Genomic DNA, 16659 nt, shown 5'->3' with positions numbered 1-16659 from the left:
GATGGTGCTTCGGAGGTTGATAACTATGGTTCCCCTGCTTCTCGTTCTTCTACTGGCTCTGATTCTTTTCGGCGCGGGTTTCGCGGTGAAAATCCTGTGGTGGGTCGCTATCGCGGTCCTGGTTCTGTGGCTCATCGGATTCGTCGCCCGACCTAAGGGTGGGAGCGGGCGCTGGTACCGCTGGTAGACAGCCGGTCCTGACGCAGCTCAGGCACGGTCCGACGGTGGCCTGCCACCCCCGGTCGAGGGGGGGGCAGGCCACCGTCATGCCTCCAGGCCGGGATCCTTTTGCGTCTACCGGGTGAAATCGGATACCGGGGGTACTCGTAGGATGCCGGGTCGGCTGCCGTGACGCAGCAGGGGACCTGCTCACCTCCAAAGATCGGCGGCCGTCCCGGCCCGAATCTGATCTCGGCTGTGTAGCGGCACAAATGTGGGGCATGCGGAGGTCAGAACGGAACGCAAGTTCCACCATGTACGTAATACGGAAAAACGGAAGACCAGCGGGGAACCTCATTTCCCACTGTGTTCCTGCTTTACCGGAGGAGTTGTTTCGCATGACTGCAAATGTGTGGGGTTACCGTGAGACGTCCGGCCATCTGGCCGGTGCAGATCTGACCGGGTACAAGGTCGAGGCGACAGACGGCTCCATCGGCAAGGTCGACAAGCACTCCGACGACGTCGGCTCCGCGTACATCGTGGTCGACACCGGGCCGTGGATCTTCGGCAAGGAAGTACTCCTGCCGGCCGGCACGGTCAGCCGCGTCGACGCCGACGACAAGAAGATCTTCGTGGACCGGACGAAGGAGCAGATCAAGAATGCTCCCGAGTTCGACAAGGACAAGCACCTCGGCAACGCCGAGTATCACAACCAGGTCGGCGGCTACTACGGCGGCCAGCACCGGGGCTAACGCACGCGGACACCGGTGCCCCGGGGCGGGCCGGCAGCCATGTGGCTGCCGGCCCGCCCCGTTGCTGTGTCTTGAGCTGGTCTCACCACCGACACCCGGCTGTGGGACACCGCCGCCCTGCGCCGCCGAGGCTGGCTGTTCGGAGCTTCCGAACGGTGGGGTGGTGCCCTGATGCCCGCCCCCGATGACCGAAGCCGCCCGGGGCCGTTGCGGTTACCCGTCGAGAAGGCCGAGCTCGCTGTCGGGCCGGCACAGCGGGCAGGCGATGGCCGACGGTACGGTCCGCAGCACCTCCAGCACCGATTCCCGGGTAGCTGGCTTTCCCCGGTTGGTGATCGTGCAGGCGCCGGTGTGGACACGGTCGGGCCGACGAGAGACACCGATGCCGTACTCGATCCATCACCGCGGCGGCTCCGGCGGCGGCCGGCGGCGGGCCCGCTGTTCCTCTGCGGCCCGGACGGCGCCGATTCGCTCGTCGACGCGGGCGAGGGTGAGCTCCAGCCAGCGGCGTATGACCAGGAGCTGGTCCAGGGCCGGAGGCAGGGGCAGAAGGGGGTCCGGCATGGCGGGCTACGCCGCCTCGGTCACGTCGCCGGGCTCCATCGGGCGGGTCTGCTTCTTGAGCTGCATGCGCGCATCCACCACCGCGTCGCGGGCAACCGTCGCCCAGTAGGGGTGGTCGACGACGGCGATCGACAGCTCCCGGATCTCGGCCCGCATCCGGTCGACCGTCTCCTTCTGCTCCTCGCTCCAGCCGGGGCTGTCAGGGACGTCGCCGCGGTGGGAGAACCGCTCGCCCCGCTCCCAGCCGGCTAGGGGCTCCACGCTCCAGGGAAGCTCGGCCAGGTAGGTGCGGTGCTCGGCGTGGGCGCGGTGAAGGCGCTCCTGGAGCTGGAGGAGGTCGTCGGGGAAGGAGCTCGCGTCGGTCACCCTTGAATCGTAATCCTGTTCGAATTTGGATGGGAAGTCGGCGCTCCGCTCGGTGACCCGTTCGGCGGACCGCCTCGGGCCCGTCGGCCAGGTCGGGTGGTGCGGGAGCGGGTAGGTGCCGTGAGCTGGAAGGGGGCCTCTGGAGGAGGTGGTGGTCGTGGCGCGTCCTGTGTGGGCCGGGAATGTGTCGTTCGGGCTGTGGTGTTGACTGAATCAGTTGACGGATAACCGCCGTTCAGACGGCATTTCTGCTTGCTGCGTCCAGAGCGGTTTCCGATGCCGATCTCTGCACCCGCTGTCGGGCTTGCTCGCGCGGAGGACCGATTAGCGGGATACCCGCGCTGTTCTGCCAGCGGCAGAACAGCGGCCGGACCGGGCGCGACGATCACTACAGTCCCGTCTCATGGTGAAGATCACGACGTGCACACTCGAGTACCCGGCCGATGGTTTGACGATGACCGGGCACCTCGCGCTCCCGGCCGGCAGCGACCGCCGGCCCGCGGTGCTGCTCGGACCGGAGGGCATGGGGCTCAGCGACGTCGAGCGTCGCCGGGCCGATGCTCTCGCCGAGCTGGGATACGTAGTACTGGCTTTCGACCTTCACGGCGGGCGTTATCTGGGCGACCCCGAGGAAATGCTCGCCCGCTGTATGCCGCTGCTGTCCGATCCCGACCGGATGCGGGGCATCGGCCGTGCGGCGCTCAACGTGCTGCGCGCCGAGCCGCGGACCCACCCCGACCGGATCGCCGCCATCGGCTACGGCACCGGAGGCGCCATCGCGCTGGAACTCGGGCGCGATGGCGCCAGCCTGCGCGCGATCGGGACGGTCAATGCGACCACCACGGGCCGACCAGGCGAGGCAGCGCGCATTGGCTGTCCGGTGTGGGCCGGCGTCGGGTCGGAGGACCCGATCATGCCGCCCGCGCAACGGGAGGCGTTCACCGCCGAGATGCAGGCCGCGGGCGTCGACTGGCGCCTGACGGTCTACGGCGGCGCCTTGCACGCTTTCCACCACCCACCGGTAGACCATCCCACGGTCCCCGGCGTCGGCCACCACCCACAGCACGCACAGCGAGCCTGGCACGACGTCGTCAGTCTGCTCACCGAGTGCCTGCCCGTGACGGAGGTTCTGGGGGCAATGCCACAGACAGGCCCGTAGTTCAGAGAAGGTCAGCCTGCCGGTGGGCTTGCACACGGCCACCCGCCCCGCCCGGCTATGCCGCAGCCGCTTCGCTTCCAGCTGCTCTGTGGATGCACGGTCGAGTGCCCGTGACGAGGGCCGTCCTCGTCGCCTCGCCGAGCTCCGTCACCGTCCAAGGTTGGTCTCTCTCCTCGCTCGACTGCCTGCGGTGTCGAAAGCGGGGCAGGCGCAAAAGAAGGACGGCAGGCAACGCCCCGCTGGCGCCGCTGGCCGTCTCCGCCCGAGCCCGTGTGCAAGGAGACCCGTCATGCACAACGTCCCACCAGAGCCTGAACTTCCGGCACGCGTGCCGGAGAAGCGCGACGCCCATACCCCTGACCTGCCGCCACTCGGCCCGGACGCACCCGACATCCCGGACTCCGCAGTCGGACAGCCTCGGCGCGAGGGCCCAGCGAATAGCGGGCGTAAGGAGGGCGAGCAGCCCGTAGCCGGCCCGGGCAACGCCAAACCCCAGGAGCCAACCGACTGATCAGCGCCCGACATGCATCCGCCGAGCCGTCCCGGCACCGGCTCCTGACTGAGTGTCCTGCGAGTCCTGGACCGCGACGGAGGGTGCGCACCGCAAGGAACAGCGCCCTCAGCGTCCGCCTGCCCGCGCGCAGACCTGGGACGGATTCGCCGAGCCGCCGAAATGTGCGGCCGAGCGGGGGACAGCTGTAGCGGGTGGCGTAGCGACCCGCTACAGAGACGGGCGCAGCGGGCAGTGATGGCGAAGCCATTCCCCCGCAGGTGAGGAGCTGACCGTCCATGTTGGAGCGCACCCGGAGCAAGAAGCAGACCGAGATCACGTTCGTCCTGCCTGCCGGCCATCCGGCCGGGGAGGTCAGTGTGGTCGGCGACTTCAACGACTGGCGGCCCGGCGCCCACCCGATGGTCGAGCGTCCCGACGGAAGCCGCGCGGTCACGGTCGCCTTCCCGGTGGACCAGCACCACGGGTTCCGCTATCTCGCCGACGGCGGCCACTGGCTCGACGAGGAGGAGGCGGACGGCCACGACGGCCGCAACAGCCTCCTGCACACCTGATCCGCCACGCCGCATCTGCTCTGACCCACCCGAGTACGGCAAGGACAAGCACCGCGGCGACGCCGCCTACCGCGACCAGCTCGGCCAGTACTACGGACACGACCACAGCTGAGCGCAGCCCGCCGGGCTGCGTCTCCCCACCACGCACGGGAGCCGCAGCCCCGCACAGGGGCGGCGCGATCGTCGGGCCGAACTTCCTCGGGCAGTAGAACCGGGTCAGCCCGCACGCGCCGAGCGTTGTCCTGCGATCAGGAAGGTGGTGAAGGTCAGGCCGGGTTGATGTTCTCGGCCTGGGGGCCCTTCTGACCCTGGGTGACGTCGAACGTCACGACCTGGCCCTCCTGGAGCTCACGGAAGCCCGAGGAGTTGATCGCGGAGTAGTGGGCGAAGACGTCCGGGCCGCCGCCGTCCTGGGCGATGAAGCCGAAGCCCTTCTCCGCGTTGAACCACTTCACAGTTCCCGTAGCCATGTCTTTTGCCTTCCAGTCGATGAACGCCTCCCGCTCCATGCGGAAGGCGGAGGTGATCGCCCTGGTTCCTGCGGCACAGCACAGCAAAACACCCACGCCGAACGCGTGGGCAATGGGGAACTTCCGAACCACGACAGCTGACGCAGACGCTACACCCCCACAACGGGCTGTCACCAGAGGGAACGAGCACGCGTCACGGCCCCGGCATGCATGGGTGGGCGTGCCGCCGAGACCGGCGGGCACGCCCACCTCAGGCCGCTGTCCGTGGACGAACCTCGGCCGCTGCGCGACGGTACTCGGCGTTGACGCGCTGGGCTTCCTCGAGCTGGTCTTCGAGGATGACGATCCGGCAGGCCGCCTCCACGGGAGTCCCGTGGTCGACGAGTTCACGCGCTCTGGCGGCGATGCGCAGCTGGTGTCGGGAGTAGCGGCGGTGGCCGCCCTCGGAGCGGAGCGGGGTAATGAGGCGGGCTTCGCCGATGGCGCGGAGGAAGCCCTGGGTGGTGCCGAGCATCTCGGCGGCCCGGCCCATCGTGTAGGCGGGGTAGTCGTCGTCGTCGAGACGGCCGAACGAGTCGTCTGCTGTCATCGCACCTCACTGCGAAACAGGTAGAGGAAAAGGGTCGGAACGCGGGGAGGGGCCCTGGTGCGTACAGCACCAGGGCCCCGAAGGAACTGCTACACCATCTGCCGGCCCTAGTCCTGCGCCGGCCTACTGTTTCCGCCGGCCCGTCCGAACGGGGACAGGCTGTGCGGGGATCGCGGTTGCTTGACCGGAGACCACCTCACTATCGATGTCCTGCGGTACCCGGGCTCAGACTTCCGCCCGGGCGATCCTGATGGCGCCTCAACTCCTCCGTTCTTCCCTCGGTGATCAACTGCTACCAAACGGGAGAGACTGTCAACTGCGGGTTTACTGCGGTTACTCCGGTACTGCTTGTACTGCTGATACTGCGTACTGCTGGTGGCCTGACCCAGCGCCACTCTTCGGCAGCCAGCCCCGTCGCCCATCGTGCATCTGCTCTGGCTTAGAACCCCACTGCCGAACTTCCCGGTGCGCGCGCCCGCAGCCGACGCCTTCACCGAGGTGCTGCTCACTTGCTTCACTGCTGGGTACTGCGCACTGCACTTACGGGTACTGCCACTGCGTTGACTGCGGTACTGCTGACGGCGGCCCCTGATCACTGCGGGCCACCCGGTCCGGTCGTCAGTCCCGTCGCCGTCCTGCAACAACCCTGGCTTCGACACTCCACCACCGCACCGTCCTGCGAACTGCAACTACGGGTACTGCTGCCCGGCAGTTCGTCTCTGCCAGGCCCTGCGGTCTCTCTGTGCTACGAGAGAAACCATAACGACCCCACCACTCAATGTCTACTCCGGCCGACATAGATTTTCGTGTACGTACCCCTGAGGTAATCCGGTGTCGCCGGGTTGAACGGCTGCGGGCGGGGGCACAACGACCGGGCAGGCAGGGCCGGACACCGACAACAAACCCGGAGCGCGCGATGACCACGATGAGCGCCGAGCGCACAGCCCTTCGTTCTCTGTCCGCCGTCGCCGAGGCGCGCCGGGCCGCCCGGGCGTTCCTCGAAGCCCTCGGGCAGCCGGCCATCGGCCGCGACCAGGCCGACACGGTCGTCCTCGTCGTCTCCGAACTCGTAACGAACGCTCTGCGTCACGGTGGCGGCGCCTATGCCCTCCGTCTCGCCGCCCACCCCGGCACGATCGAGGTCGCCGTCGGGGATCCCAGCCCGCGGCTGCCGCGGATGCGGACCCCCGACCTCGTCGACGGGACGGGTGGATTCGGCTGGCACATGGTCAACGACCTCGCCCACCACGTCGTCGTCACGCCCGGGCCCGAAGGCGGCAAGACCGTCCGCGCCCTCCTCCCCCGGTAGCGCTCCGACCCGTACCTGCGGGCCTGGCAAGCCCGGGTAAGCCTGTTGCGGTCGCCCTGTTTACGAGGACTGTCAGCGGCCATACGGGGTCTCGTAAGGCGTTTCCACCCAAGAGGAAGTGAGCAGCTGTGTCTGGTGAGCAGAAGGCCAAGGCGAAGGTCGAGCAGGCCAAGGGCAAGCTCAAGGAGACCGCTGGCCGCCTGACCGGCAACGAGCGGCTGACCGCCGAGGGCCGCGCCGAGCAGGCCAAGGGCGACGCCCGGCAGGCCAAGGAGAAGGTCAAGGACGTCTTCAAGCACTGACCGACATACCTCAGGGCCGGAACCGCAGGAGCGGTTCCGGCCCTGAGGTATGTCCGCGCACTCCGGCCCGGGTCAGGCGGCAGCGGGCTCAGGCCGGCGCAGTTCCGCCTGGCCGAAGAGGAGGGCGTAGCCGCCGGGGAGCCGGCGCAGGATCCGGCCGAGGAGGTCGGGTCCGGCGAGGGGGGTGACGACGGCGAGGACGGCGCCGGTGTCCCAACGGGCGACGGCCGGGGTGGCGCCGGTGCGTGCGGCCAGGTCCTTGACGAAGCCCCAGCCGGTGAGGTGTCGCGTGTCGGGGAGCTGTGCGGTCAGGGTGAGGGCGGCCTCGACGGGGAGGCACTGGGCGAGGTCGACGCGTTCGTCTCCGGTGAGCTGGCGGCCGAGGGCGGCCAGGACGTTGTGGACGGCTTCCGCGGCGCGTTCGCGGGTGGGGTAGGCGCCTTCGTAGCGCACGCGTTCCAGCATCTGGTCGAACGTCATGGCGTGATGGGCCGGGTTCGGTCGAGGCTGGTCGTACATGGCTGTGGTTGCCCTTTCTCTGCGAAGGATCCGGCTTTCGGGGCTGGGTGGTCAGGTGGGCTGGGGGTGGCCGAAGAGGAGGTCGTAGCCGTGCGGGAGCTGGAGGAGGACCTCGCGGGTCAGGACATCGCCCGCGGCGGCGGCCACGGTCGAGAGCACCGCGCCGATGTCCCACAGCACGGTCGTCTCGGTGGCGCCCTCGATCCAGGCCGCGGTCGCGCGGACGAACCGCTCCGGCGAGAGCGGCTCCGCGGCCTGCAACGGGTTCAGGAGGATCAGGGCGTACGTCTCGGGAAGCCGCGCGGCGAGCTGCGCCCGCACGCTGCCGACCAGATGTGCGCCCAGTAGGGCCAGGACGACGCGGGCAACGCGGTCGGCCTCTTGCGGGGTTTCGTACTCGCCTCGCTCCTGGACGTGGGCCAGGAACGACTCCCTGCGCATCGTCATCACGTCACCTCCAGAGCAGGTAAGGAGGAAAAGGGGGTGCGGAGGGCGGGGCGCCGGAGGGGATTCGGCTCTCCCCCCGCCCTCCGTGGCCGGCTGATGCTGGAGGACTCAGCCGGAGATCTGCTTGCGGCCGTCGGCGCCGCCGATGCTGATCTTGCGGGGCTTGGCGCGCTCGGCGATCGGGATCCGCAGGGTCAGGACACCCGCGTCGTAGTCGGCCTCGATGCGTTCGGTGTCGAGGGTGTCGGCCAGAACGACCTGCCGGGAGAAGACACCGAGGGGCCGTTCGGAGAGCTCCATCTGCACGTTGTCCGTCTTCGCGGCGGGCCGGCGCTCGGCCTTGACCTTCAGCATGTTCCGCTCGACGTCGATGTCGATCGCCTCCGGGCTCACGCCGGGGAGGTCGAAGACGATCACGTACTCCTCGCCCTCGCGGTAGGCGTCCATCGGCATCACGGACGGCTTCGACCAGGTCCCGGACGTACCCGACAGCTGCTGGACGATCCGGTCCATCTCGCGGAACGGGTCAGTGCGCATCAACATCGCGAAACACCTCCAGTTGGTTCAGGCAGAAACTGCCAATGCGCTTCAACGTGCATCCGTTGTAGCATGTCATCCAAACGATGACAAGTAGCGAGTCATCCGGAGGATGACAAGTAGCGGAGCGTGTCATGAACGAAGCCAGCCAGTCGGCCGCGCCGGTCCCTTTCCCTGCTGCGGCGACAGCCTTGCGGGCCATCGACCAGGCCGTGCGGGACGCGCAGCGATCCTCTGCGGGAATGCCCCCGACCGAGTCGGCCGGCGCGGGCCCGCACCCGGCGCTGGCCGCGCTGTTGATGCTGCGCGAGGTCCGTGAACAGCTCGCCGGCTGGGAGAGCGGCCTGATCGAAACCGCCCGGGAGCAGGGCGCGAGCTGGGCCGAGCTCGCCGGACCCCTCGGTGTTGCCAGCCGCCAAGCTGCCGAACGCCGCTACCTGCGCCTGCGCCCCGGAACCCCCGGGAGTACCGGTGAAGAGCGAGTCCAGGCCACCCGCGACATCCGCGCCGCCGACCGAACCGTCACCGCCTGGGCCCGCGGCAACGCAGCCGACCTCCGCCGCGTCGCCGGACAGATCACTTCCCTCGCCAACCTCCCCGCCAGCGCCCAGGACGCCGTCAGCGACCTGAACCGGGCCCTCGCCGACAACGACGCAGCCCGCCTCCTCCAGCCCCTGACCGACACCCGGCCCCACCTGCGCCCCGAGAACTCGGCCCTCGCCGATCGCATCGACGCCCTAGCCCGGCATGCCGACCGGCTCCGCCAGGACACCCACGACCAGCGCACCGCCTGACCCGGATAGGGCCAGGGGCGCTTTGGACACGGCTGGTGCGCGCCGACCATGGCCGATGCCGGGTGGCTGTGCGGAGTTGGGCAGGCTTGCAGGCTCCTGCTGGGGCTGCTGACCGTCAACGCCAGATGATCATCGATACCGAGGGCGGCGTTGCCGCCGCGTTCGATGAGGCGACGGGCTTGGAGCGCGCCCAGGCCCATGCCCATCTCGGTGCCAGGGTCGTGGCCAGGCCGATGTTCTCCCGCGTCATCAGTGCGAGTTCGTCGTCGTTGCACCCGTTGGCATACGCCAGCAGCGTCGCATTCTGTAGCAGGCCTTCATCGACCCGGAAGGCTAGGGATGAGATGTGTTGTTGTCCGTCTTGCTGGGTGCGGTCACCGTGTGCGCTTGGTGAGGCCTTCCACCCGCTGCTTGAGGCCCTTGTTGAATGCGGCGTACCCGTCGTGTTTGGGCGTTGGTATCAGCCGCCGGGTCAGGGTGACCAGGGCGCCGGAGAACTCCTCGTGGTTGGTCAGGCGGGTGGTGCCGTCGGGGTTGGGGGACAGGACGAAGGAGTGCTTGCCGAGAAACAGCCGCTTCGTGCCGAGCGTGCCGGTCCACTGCAATTTCTGGCCGGGAGTTGCGACGGTGACCGTGGGTCTGAAGGTCATACCCGGCATGCGCATGGTGAGCTTGCTTCCCACCTGGGCGGTTCCCTCGGCTGAGGTGAAGTTGCTCCACTCGCCGTAGGTGCCGAAGTCGGTGAGGACGTTCCACACCGCTTCCGGGGCGGCGTCGATGTCGATGACGGCGGTGAGTACCGAGTCCATGACGGTTTCCGCTTCTGGTGTGTGTTGAGGCGATGGGCTGACGGCGGCGGGTGAGGGTGTGGTCTACCGGTGATGGCCGGCGGGGTCTGTGACGGCGGTGGAATCCGTGACCGTGGTGGCGCGAAGGCCGCGGTCGACGAGGTCGATGAGGTATTCGAAGCTCTCGCCGAGGTCGGTGGACCACTGGAATCCGCCGGACGCCTGCAGGCTGGCGAAGCCGTGGAAGACGCTGCGCACCGCCCGCAGTGCGTGGGTCATCTCCTGCGGGTCGATGTCGTATCCGCGCAGGACCGCTTCGAAGGGTCCGATCCCCCGCCGGGAGGCGAGCATGATCGGGTCGTCGGGGCCCGTCGGCGTGAGGCCGAGGGTGGCCGCGTAGCGGCCGGGGTGGGTGAGCACGAAGTCGCGCAGTGCGCCGGCTGCGGCGGCCAGGGCGTCACGCCCGGCGCGACCCTGGATGGCTGTGCCGATCGCGTCGGCGGCCTCGTCGAAGGCGAGCGCTGCCATGCGCCGGTGGAGGTCGTCCTGGCTGGTGATGTGCTTGTAGAGCGACGGGGCGCGCACCCCGAGCCGTTCGGCCAGCCGGCTCATGGTCAGTTCGCTGAAGCCGATCTCGTCGGCGAGGTCTGCGGCGGCGGCGGCGATGGTGGCCGCGTCCAGGCCTGCCCTAGGCATCGACGCCGGCCAGGAAGGTCAGGACCGCGGTGAGGGTCTGCTGGGGGAACTGGACGTGCGGGTAGTGGCCCGCTCCTTCGATCATCTCCAGCCGGCCCAGCCCGGGCGGCAGGTCAGCGACGATCGCCTCGCCCTCGGCCTGCGGCGAGGCCCAGTCGGGGTCGAGGGTGCCCTGCACGATCAGGACCGGGCAGGTGACGTTGCCCAGCTGCTCACCGGCGTCGGCGGGGGAGATCTTACCCATCGCCTGGAGGGCCTTCATCCGGCCGGGTTCCTCCAGCGTCGCGGTGATCTGCTGCAGACGCGTGTTCCAGTCCGCGGGCTTGGGGCCGGGGTAGGCGGCGTCCAGGTACTTGGCCCACTGCCGGGTGCTGCCGAGGATGGCCATGCCCATGAGATGGGTCGTGCCGCGGCGGTAGCCGGCCACCCTGAAGTCGCCGAGCCGGATCTGCTGCTTGCGGGTGAAGGGTGTGAGCTCGACCAGCGCGGTGACGAGGTCCGGGGCCTTGGCCGCGGCGATGGTGGCCGCGCCGCCGGCGATGGAGTGGCCGACGAGTATCGCCGGCCCGCCGAGGTGTTTCACCAGGGCGATCAGATCCCCCGCGAGGGCGGTGCGGGTGTAGGACGCCCACCCGACACTGGATTCGCCGTGGCCGCGCAGGTCCACCGCGGCAACTCGGTACCCGGCCTTGACCAGGGCGGGCGTGAAGAACCGGTACGCCTCGCGGCTGTCTCCCATGCCGTGGGCGACAACCACCAGCGGGCCGGCGACGCCGCTCACCTCGTACGCGATGGTCCCACCGTCGACGCTCAGGAACTCGGTCACAACTACCTCCATATGGTCCGCCAGCCCGGCGGCTAATTTCATTAACTAAAAGCTATCAACGTTAGCCAGGAAGTCAACCCCGGTCATGGAACTGGAACTGCAAGCAAGACCGCCCCCAGCACAGGGAGAGGGCCGGCCATGCCCTCCCTCAGCTTGTTCTTTATGGTCTGACCTGGTCGCGTTCGGCGATGGTCTCGGGTCGTCTGACGGTCTTGCCCACGTCGTAGCGGGTGGCGGGGTGCCGGTTCTTCGAGCCGAGCGGCCTGCCGGGGCCGGGCCGGTTGGGTTTCGGCGCACGAGCGGGACAGGGCAGGTTCGGGCGGAGGTTCCTGAACCCTCGGCGGACCCGGGCGGGAGTGAGACGGCCGGGCTCGGCTGGCTTCTCCCAGGGGCGGCGTAGGTCCGCGGCGAGGGGCCGGACAAGGCGAAGTTGGGTGTGGGCGGCGACGACCAACCAGGTCCAGCGCTCCGCGGCCTGAGGTGTTCGGAGCTTCGGGCGGGTCCAGCCGAGCGTCTGCTTGATCATGCGAAAGGTGTGCTCAAGATCGAATCTGCGGAGGAACACCTGCCAGCGGACATCGACGTCGTCGCCGGTCAGGCCGGTGGCGGACGACCACAGCCAGACGGGCAGTGGGTCGTGGCCGCCGGGCAGCCGGTCGACCTCCAGGCGGATCAGGGTGCCCTCGATGACCGGGAGTTTGCCGGTGTGGTCGATCCATGCGGAGCGGGTGGTCAGGCGGGGGTGGATACGGTCCCAGGCCATCACGCGGGCAGTGCCGTACCGGTCCGGTGACCTGCACGGTCACGGCATCGGGATCGCCCCAGGTCTCCGGCTTGGCGAAGCGGAATTCCTTGCCGCGCTTGGGTGGGCGCCCGCCCTGCGGTGGTGAGATCCACGGCACTGGGACCGGCTTGCGCATCACGCGGTCCGTGCGCATCCGTCCAAGGACCTCGACGGGCAGTCCGGCCAGGAGGTGGGCCATGCGCGGGGCGTCGTAGCCGGCGTCGCAGACGATCAGGATATCGCGGTCACCGACGCGCCACCGGCCCATGTCGATCAGGTCCTTGACCGCCCGGCGGACCTGGGCGGCGGTGACTTCAGCGACGTCGTCGGCCGGTCCCAGCCGGAGGGCGTCCAGTATCTGACACCACGAGGTCCGGCCCGATTCCAGGGCAGCGACGAAGGAATAGGGCCAGCCGGGGACGACCTGGAGCCCAAGCGTCCGATCAGCTCCCCGCCTGCATCGGCCCTCCGAGCTGCACCGGCAGATCAGCGCCGGCCAGACGATGGCTGGTCTGGCCTGCGCTCCCGTCGCGGCGCTGGGCACGGGCCACGCCGAGCAGCGCCGGGTGGCCGTCACGGACCGCCGCAGTTCGACGAGCCGAAGGCCAGGCGCCTGAGCTTCTGCTCAGTCCGCGGCCCGGCGTTCGTCGTCCAGGTGGCCCATGGCATAGCCGTGTTCATCTGGATGGCGGGCCAGGCGCGCCATCACCCACGCGGTCCGGGCGTCCATCCCTTCGCCGAAGTCGGCGGCCAGGCGCCGCGCCTGCCACGTCGTGCGCGGGGCGAGCACTCACCGTGCCAGCGAGAAACGGACGCGGCCGGTGCCGGACGTCGTCCGGCCTACCCCACTGCGCAGGTCCCTGGAAGCGGGCTCGGGGATGTTCAGGTCGGTCACGATCGCGAGTCTGGCGACGGCCACGCCGCCGCGACGGCCATCGGGCCGGCGATCACTGGAAGGGCGCCGCCGTAACGCCGTCGTTGACGCCAGGGGGAGGCGTAGCGGCAAAACTGAGGGCCCCACCAGTTGGTGGGGCCCTCAAAGTCTGAACCCTGGGGGTATGGCCTGCCCACTTTCGAGGGCTACCAGGGACGATTCCAGGGTCTTCGTCACCCAGTGTACCTACGATGACCCCACTATGCACAGCACGCCGCCCCAGATCATCACGCCGCCCGGCGACAAGGCCGTCATCGAGCTGATCACCCCCGACAGGCTGAACCCCTACCTGGGCGTGTGCGGCGGTGATGACGGCGCCGCGCTCGCGCTGTACCGGTGGAACAGCGATCTCGCAGCAGCGTTCTTCGAGCCGCTGGGCCACCTGGAAATCATGCTGCGCAACGCGGTCGATGCCCGTCTCGTTGCCCGCCAGCAGCGCCGGGGGCGCTCCATGGAGTGGTACGACGACACAGCCCTCCCGCTCAGCGGCAAGGCCCGCACTGACATCGTTCAGGCGCAGCAGCGCGCCGGCCGGGGAGGTACGATCACCCCGCGCGGGAAGATCATTGCGGAGCTGAGCTTCGGGTTCTGGCGCTTCCTGCTGGCCCGCCAGTACAAGACCAGCCTCTGGCCTGACCTGGCAGGAGCCTTCTCTCACGCTCCCAACCGTGCCCTGACCACGGTGGAGGACCCGGTCAAGCGCCTGCACAAGTTCCGCAACCGCATCGCCCACCACGAGGGCATCTGGCACCTGCCGCTTGAGGCCCGCCGTGACGACATTCAGACCGTACTCGGCTTCATAGCTCCCGCCGCCGCGGTCTGGGTGGCCGAAGCCTCGCGCATCGACGACGTCCTTGCCCGCCGCCCCTGAACCTTGCGCGGTCGCATCACGCTGCTCTCACCAGCGGGCGCTGCTCCCGCCCGCTCGGGTCGTGCCGGCGCGTCGCAGAGCTCCGAGGGGCACGTGACCCGCGGCTGCGGGCTGCTCAGGACAGGGTGGTCGGCGTGCGGGGCGGTGGGACGGCCCGGAGTAGCTCCCACAAGGGGCGTGAGCCGAACGCCCGTTCTCCGAGCCTGCGCATACAGCAAACGTTCTGGCCAGGAGCCTTAGCGGATTCAGACAATCTCCGGAAGTTGGATGCTCGTTGCCCACTCACGGACACACTGCGTAAAGCAACCGTCTGACTACAGGTTCTATGGGGGGCCGCTGTGCGCAGGGACGACGTCGTAGCGATCATTTTGGACTCGAAGAACGAGGTGAACAAGTCAGTCGAGGCTCTGGGGCACCGCGTCAACGACCTCGACCAGGAACTCCGGTCTGCGTTCACGGCAGAGTTCGCGGCTCTCCGCACGGGGGGTCTGGCCACGTTGCAGACGTTGCAGCAGGAGACGCGCAGCGGTGCCCATGCGGCGGCCAAACGGGCAGGGGACGTGGCGGGAACCGTCGGTGATCTCGGCAAGGCCGTGGACGGGCTGCGGGGTGAGCTCGACGGGCTGCGCGAGGAAGTCCGGGAAGTGTTGGCCCTGCTCCGCACCCCGGCCCTCGTCACAGAGGCGGATGTACCGACCGTGGTGACGAGTGAGGCCGGGCCTCCAGCTCCGGCACAGGAGGCTCTGGGCAACGAGGAGCAGGTCGCACACGCCGAGGAGGCTGGCGACGGCACCGGGCCGGCGGAAACCGACCCGGCCCTGGACACGGTGCCCGGTATGGCCGAGGGCGCTCTGGTGCCGGATCTTGTATCCGGCACCGACGAGGGCACCCCGGCCGGCGGTGCCACGACAAGCCCAGCGATGGGAGCTTCCGGTGATGACGCTGGAGAGGAGGCGGCACCTGCGGCCGCGCAATCGTTGCTGGAGAAGGAGTCGATGACCAGTACCAGTGAAACCCGCGAGCCCTACCCGATCAGCAGGGCCGGACGCATCTGGGCCATCATGCGTGCCGGAAGGATCGCCACGGCAACGTACGTATGCCACCGCGATGCCTGGGAATTCATCGCCGCCCAGGTAGGGACCCACCCGCACTTCCGGGTTCCAGAACTCCACGAGCGTGACGGGTTGGTCTCCGCGGTAATTTCCGGCCGCTCGCTGGTAGCCGTGCTGCTGACCCTCTACCGCGTCGCCGAAGCCCCTCTGCTCGGAGAAGGCGTGGATGAACTGGTTGCCTACGCTGACTGGGCCATGGCCTGCCAGCTCTACCAGGCGACTGCGGTCGCTCTCGCCAACACCGCCGCTGTCGAAGGGGAGCAGCTCGTGATCACCGTCGATAACAGGATCCCCGCCGTGCGCTAGCCCTGACGCCCACCGCGCTTGTACTCACGCTAGGGCGGCGAGCACCCGGCGGAAGCCGCCCGCCGCAGCTCCCGGGTGCGCACCGGAACGTGGCGGTTAAGGGCTGCCGATCGGCTCTGGACGTTGGCCACAGTGTTCAAGCGGTGCGGTCGAGGAGCCCGGGCGCGGCTGCCGTGGCCTGGCGTGGAAGGGGGGTGAGGCCGGCCTTCTCGGCGCGGGCCCGAGCCAGGGCGCGGGCTTCTGCGGTTCCCCTGCCCCGATCCCGTTCCGTCTGCTCGCAAAGGCGCTGGGCCTCGGCCTGGCCATGAGCGAAGGCGCCCCCGGGCTCGAGGATCCGGGTGCGGATTTGCTCCCGTCCGGCTTGGGCGATACAGGCGTCCACGGGGCCGCTGCGACGGTGGACGCGGTGCTGGGCGATGGCCTCCCGGTAGCCCGCGGGCTGCTCGTAGGGCTCCGCCCGGGGGAGTCGGGTCCGGGTCCGAGGCCGTGCTGCGGAGTGTGTCGGCCGGGCGCAGCACGGCGCCGTCGGCGCCCCCTGAGACCGCCGCCTGAGATCGCGGCCGCCCTCTCTGGCTATACCCCCTTCGGGAGCTGGCTGATCATCTCGCTGACACGGCCTCAGCCCCCGTGGCAGGGTCGGCGGTGATCGGTTACGGCAGACGGCAGGGGGCTCCCGTGGAAGCACGGATGTGGAACGGCTTGGTCGGCGTGGTGAAGGAGACGTACACCGCGGGGCTGGGTGAGGGGGTCGTGCCGGGGCCGCTCATGATGCCGCTGGTGCGCGGCGAGCTGGTCGGGCTGATCTGGGTCCGCCCGCTCCATGTCGGCCAGGACGCGCTCGCCGGGATCGCGGAGCTCGCGAACATCGCCGCGGCGGCCGGCGCGGACGAGGTCGTCCTCGCGTGGGAGACCCACGACGTCGCCACCGCCTGCGAACTGCCCATCGTCGGCCCGGCACCGTGCCTGAACATGGTGCTCGCCACCGCGGCCGGGCACGTCCTGCACCAGTTCCCCTACGCCGAGCAGCTCCTGTCCCGCAGCCCCGAGGGCTGGGCGTCGGTCGCCCCCGACTGGAGGCCGGCTCCCGTACCGCAGCCAGGGGGTGGGCTGGTGCCGCCGATCCAGACCGCAGTGAACTACTCCTTCACCCCGATCAAGCTGGACCACCCGGACCCGTTCGGCGTCACCGTCGTCCTGATGGAAGAAGACGGCTACCGCATCAGCCTGACCGAAGCGTTCGCCCGCTGATCCCATGGCACGCAACCAGTACCCCGCCGACCATGCACAAGTGCGGCCGAAGGGCGCCGAGC

General features: G+C 69.2%; 22 protein-coding genes and 1 pseudogene. 10 read left to right on the top strand and 13 right to left on the bottom strand.

Annotation, left to right across the window (positions count from 1 at the left end):
* Position 1 precedes the first annotated feature (1 nt).
* Positions 2-187, top strand: coding sequence for a hypothetical protein (locus EES41_RS43465; protein ID WP_008740849.1), 186 nt, complete (start codon positions 2-4; stop codon positions 185-187).
* Positions 188-557: 370 nt separating this feature from the next.
* On the top strand, positions 558-911 hold the full coding sequence (locus tag EES41_RS37005; protein ID WP_123082959.1) for a PRC-barrel domain-containing protein: 354 nt from the start codon (positions 558-560) through the stop codon (positions 909-911).
* 213 nt (positions 912-1124) lie between these two features.
* Here the strand turns inward: EES41_RS37005 and EES41_RS43460 are convergent, their stop codons facing one another.
* The 3 genes from EES41_RS43460 to EES41_RS37000 are packed head-to-tail and all read right to left on the bottom strand — an operon-like array spanning position 1125 to position 1841.
* On the bottom strand, positions 1125-1295 hold the full coding sequence (locus EES41_RS43460) for a DUF6233 domain-containing protein (RefSeq protein ID WP_302186200.1): 171 nt from the start codon (positions 1293-1295) through the stop codon (positions 1125-1127).
* 15 nt (positions 1296-1310) lie between these two features.
* Positions 1311-1475, bottom strand: a complete 165-nt coding sequence (locus EES41_RS41855) for a hypothetical protein (protein ID WP_164496163.1) — start codon at positions 1473-1475, stop codon at positions 1311-1313.
* A gap of 6 nt (positions 1476-1481) precedes the next feature.
* Entirely contained in the window at positions 1482-1841 is a 360-nt protein-coding gene (locus tag EES41_RS37000; protein ID WP_123082958.1) for a hypothetical protein, read from the bottom strand.
* 403 nt (positions 1842-2244) lie between these two features.
* Here EES41_RS37000 and EES41_RS36995 point away from each other — a divergent pair, with 403 nt between their 5' ends.
* Both EES41_RS36995 and EES41_RS36990 read left to right on the top strand, forming a co-directional pair.
* On the top strand, positions 2245-3000 hold the full coding sequence (locus tag EES41_RS36995) for a dienelactone hydrolase family protein (protein WP_123082957.1): 756 nt from the start codon (positions 2245-2247) through the stop codon (positions 2998-3000).
* A gap of 789 nt (positions 3001-3789) precedes the next feature.
* Complete coding sequence (locus EES41_RS36990; RefSeq protein WP_123082956.1) at positions 3790-4065, top strand: isoamylase early set domain-containing protein; 276 nt, start codon at positions 3790-3792, stop codon at positions 4063-4065.
* 266 nt (positions 4066-4331) lie between these two features.
* Here EES41_RS36990 and EES41_RS36980 read toward each other — a convergent pair whose 3' ends face one another.
* Complete coding sequence (locus EES41_RS36980; RefSeq protein ID WP_008735947.1) at positions 4332-4535, bottom strand: cold-shock protein; 204 nt, start codon at positions 4533-4535, stop codon at positions 4332-4334.
* A 250-nt stretch (positions 4536-4785) separates the two neighbouring features.
* Positions 4786-5124: a MerR family transcriptional regulator gene (locus tag EES41_RS36975; RefSeq protein WP_123082955.1), complete on the bottom strand. Its 339-nt coding sequence runs from the start codon at positions 5122-5124 to the stop codon at positions 4786-4788.
* A gap of 916 nt (positions 5125-6040) precedes the next feature.
* On the opposite strand from EES41_RS36975, the gene EES41_RS36970 reads away from it, so the two are divergent.
* Both EES41_RS36970 and EES41_RS36965 read left to right on the top strand, forming a co-directional pair.
* Positions 6041-6433 carry an ATP-binding protein gene (locus EES41_RS36970; RefSeq protein ID WP_123082954.1) on the top strand — a complete coding sequence of 131 codons (393 nt, stop codon included), beginning with the start codon at positions 6041-6043 and terminating at the stop codon, positions 6431-6433.
* Between the two features lie 128 nt (positions 6434-6561).
* On the top strand, positions 6562-6735 hold the full coding sequence (locus EES41_RS36965) for a CsbD family protein (protein ID WP_123082953.1): 174 nt from the start codon (positions 6562-6564) through the stop codon (positions 6733-6735).
* 72 nt (positions 6736-6807) lie between these two features.
* On the opposite strand, the gene EES41_RS36960 is transcribed toward EES41_RS36965, so the two are convergent.
* The 3 genes from EES41_RS36960 to EES41_RS36950 all read right to left on the bottom strand — a co-directional run bounded on the left by EES41_RS36960 (position 6808) and on the right by EES41_RS36950 (position 8244).
* The gene (locus tag EES41_RS36960) at positions 6808-7254 is read right to left on the bottom strand and encodes a DUF2267 domain-containing protein (protein ID WP_123082952.1); all 447 of its coding nucleotides are present in this window, start codon (positions 7252-7254) and stop codon (positions 6808-6810) included.
* A gap of 51 nt (positions 7255-7305) precedes the next feature.
* Complete coding sequence (locus EES41_RS36955) at positions 7306-7701, bottom strand: DUF2267 domain-containing protein (protein WP_123082951.1); 396 nt, start codon at positions 7699-7701, stop codon at positions 7306-7308.
* 108 nt (positions 7702-7809) lie between these two features.
* Positions 7810-8244 carry an Hsp20/alpha crystallin family protein gene (locus tag EES41_RS36950; RefSeq protein ID WP_123082950.1) on the bottom strand — a complete coding sequence of 145 codons (435 nt, stop codon included), beginning with the start codon at positions 8242-8244 and terminating at the stop codon, positions 7810-7812.
* A gap of 128 nt (positions 8245-8372) precedes the next feature.
* On the opposite strand from EES41_RS36950, the gene EES41_RS36945 reads away from it, so the two are divergent.
* Entirely contained in the window at positions 8373-9032 is a 660-nt protein-coding gene (locus EES41_RS36945) for an HSP18 transcriptional regulator (protein ID WP_123082949.1), read from the top strand.
* Positions 9033-9406: 374 nt separating this feature from the next.
* Here the strand turns inward: EES41_RS36945 and EES41_RS36940 are convergent, their stop codons facing one another.
* From EES41_RS36940 to EES41_RS36920, 5 genes and pseudogenes are all read right to left on the bottom strand, one after another.
* The gene (locus EES41_RS36940; RefSeq protein WP_123082948.1) at positions 9407-9841 is read right to left on the bottom strand and encodes an SRPBCC domain-containing protein; all 435 of its coding nucleotides are present in this window, start codon (positions 9839-9841) and stop codon (positions 9407-9409) included.
* Positions 9842-9904: 63 nt separating this feature from the next.
* Positions 9905-10516 carry a TetR/AcrR family transcriptional regulator gene (locus EES41_RS36935; protein ID WP_123082947.1) on the bottom strand — a complete coding sequence of 204 codons (612 nt, stop codon included), beginning with the start codon at positions 10514-10516 and terminating at the stop codon, positions 9905-9907.
* The gene (locus EES41_RS36930; RefSeq protein WP_123082946.1) at positions 10509-11342 is read right to left on the bottom strand and encodes an alpha/beta fold hydrolase; all 834 of its coding nucleotides are present in this window, start codon (positions 11340-11342) and stop codon (positions 10509-10511) included. Before EES41_RS36930 ends, EES41_RS36935 begins: the two co-directional genes overlap by 8 nt.
* Before the next feature lie 160 nt (positions 11343-11502).
* Positions 11503-12547, bottom strand: a pseudogene (locus tag EES41_RS36925) (transposase); the annotation flags it as partial.
* A gap of 204 nt (positions 12548-12751) precedes the next feature.
* The gene (locus EES41_RS36920; protein ID WP_216827321.1) at positions 12752-12916 is read right to left on the bottom strand and encodes a hypothetical protein; all 165 of its coding nucleotides are present in this window, start codon (positions 12914-12916) and stop codon (positions 12752-12754) included.
* 346 nt (positions 12917-13262) lie between these two features.
* Here EES41_RS36920 and EES41_RS36915 point away from each other — a divergent pair, with 346 nt between their 5' ends.
* From EES41_RS36915 to EES41_RS36905, 3 genes are all read left to right on the top strand, one after another.
* Complete coding sequence (locus EES41_RS36915; RefSeq protein WP_123082945.1) at positions 13263-13931, top strand: Abi family protein; 669 nt, start codon at positions 13263-13265, stop codon at positions 13929-13931.
* A gap of 338 nt (positions 13932-14269) precedes the next feature.
* A complete protein-coding gene (locus EES41_RS36910) occupies positions 14270-15349 on the top strand; it encodes a hypothetical protein (protein WP_123082944.1) in 1080 nt (359 codons plus the stop codon).
* A 687-nt stretch (positions 15350-16036) separates the two neighbouring features.
* Positions 16037-16597, top strand: a complete 561-nt coding sequence (locus EES41_RS36905) for a hypothetical protein (protein WP_174261882.1) — start codon at positions 16037-16039, stop codon at positions 16595-16597.
* Positions 16598-16659: the final 62 nt, after the last annotated feature.

It is taken from the genome of Streptomyces sp. ADI95-16 (assembly GCF_003721495.1).
Taxonomy (GTDB): domain Bacteria; phylum Actinomycetota; class Actinomycetes; order Streptomycetales; family Streptomycetaceae; genus Streptomyces; species Streptomyces goshikiensis.
This window is presented reverse-complemented; position numbering and strand designations above follow the sequence as displayed.

Bases quoted from the DNA above. Each gene is read 5' to 3' on its own strand.
- EES41_RS36980 (WP_008735947.1), bottom strand. From the start codon at position 4,535: ATGGCTACGGGAACTGTGAAGTGGTTCAACGCGGAGAAGGGCTTCGGC.
- EES41_RS36960 (WP_123082952.1), bottom strand. From the start codon at position 7,254: ATGTACGACCAGCCTCGACCGAACCCGGCCCATCACGCCATGACGTTC.
- EES41_RS36915 (WP_123082945.1), top strand. From the start codon at position 13,263: ATGCACAGCACGCCGCCCCAGATCATCACGCCGCCCGGCGACAAGGCC.
- EES41_RS41855 (WP_164496163.1), bottom strand. From the start codon at position 1,475: ATGCCGGACCCCCTTCTGCCCCTGCCTCCGGCCCTGGACCAGCTCCTG.
- EES41_RS36955 (WP_123082951.1), bottom strand. From the start codon at position 7,701: ATGACGATGCGCAGGGAGTCGTTCCTGGCCCACGTCCAGGAGCGAGGC.
- EES41_RS36990 (WP_123082956.1), top strand. From the start codon at position 3,790: ATGTTGGAGCGCACCCGGAGCAAGAAGCAGACCGAGATCACGTTCGTC.
- EES41_RS36950 (WP_123082950.1), bottom strand. From the start codon at position 8,244: ATGTTGATGCGCACTGACCCGTTCCGCGAGATGGACCGGATCGTCCAG.
- EES41_RS37005 (WP_123082959.1), top strand. From the start codon at position 558: ATGACTGCAAATGTGTGGGGTTACCGTGAGACGTCCGGCCATCTGGCC.
- EES41_RS36995 (WP_123082957.1), top strand. From the start codon at position 2,245: ATGGTGAAGATCACGACGTGCACACTCGAGTACCCGGCCGATGGTTTG.
- EES41_RS36940 (WP_123082948.1), bottom strand. From the start codon at position 9,841: ATGGACTCGGTACTCACCGCCGTCATCGACATCGACGCCGCCCCGGAA.
- EES41_RS36975 (WP_123082955.1), bottom strand. From the start codon at position 5,124: ATGACAGCAGACGACTCGTTCGGCCGTCTCGACGACGACGACTACCCC.
- EES41_RS43465 (WP_008740849.1), top strand. From the start codon at position 2: ATGGTGCTTCGGAGGTTGATAACTATGGTTCCCCTGCTTCTCGTTCTT.
- EES41_RS36945 (WP_123082949.1), top strand. From the start codon at position 8,373: ATGAACGAAGCCAGCCAGTCGGCCGCGCCGGTCCCTTTCCCTGCTGCG.
- EES41_RS36970 (WP_123082954.1), top strand. From the start codon at position 6,041: ATGACCACGATGAGCGCCGAGCGCACAGCCCTTCGTTCTCTGTCCGCC.
- EES41_RS36905 (WP_174261882.1), top strand. From the start codon at position 16,037: ATGTGGAACGGCTTGGTCGGCGTGGTGAAGGAGACGTACACCGCGGGG.
- EES41_RS36935 (WP_123082947.1), bottom strand. From the start codon at position 10,516: ATGCCTAGGGCAGGCCTGGACGCGGCCACCATCGCCGCCGCCGCCGCA.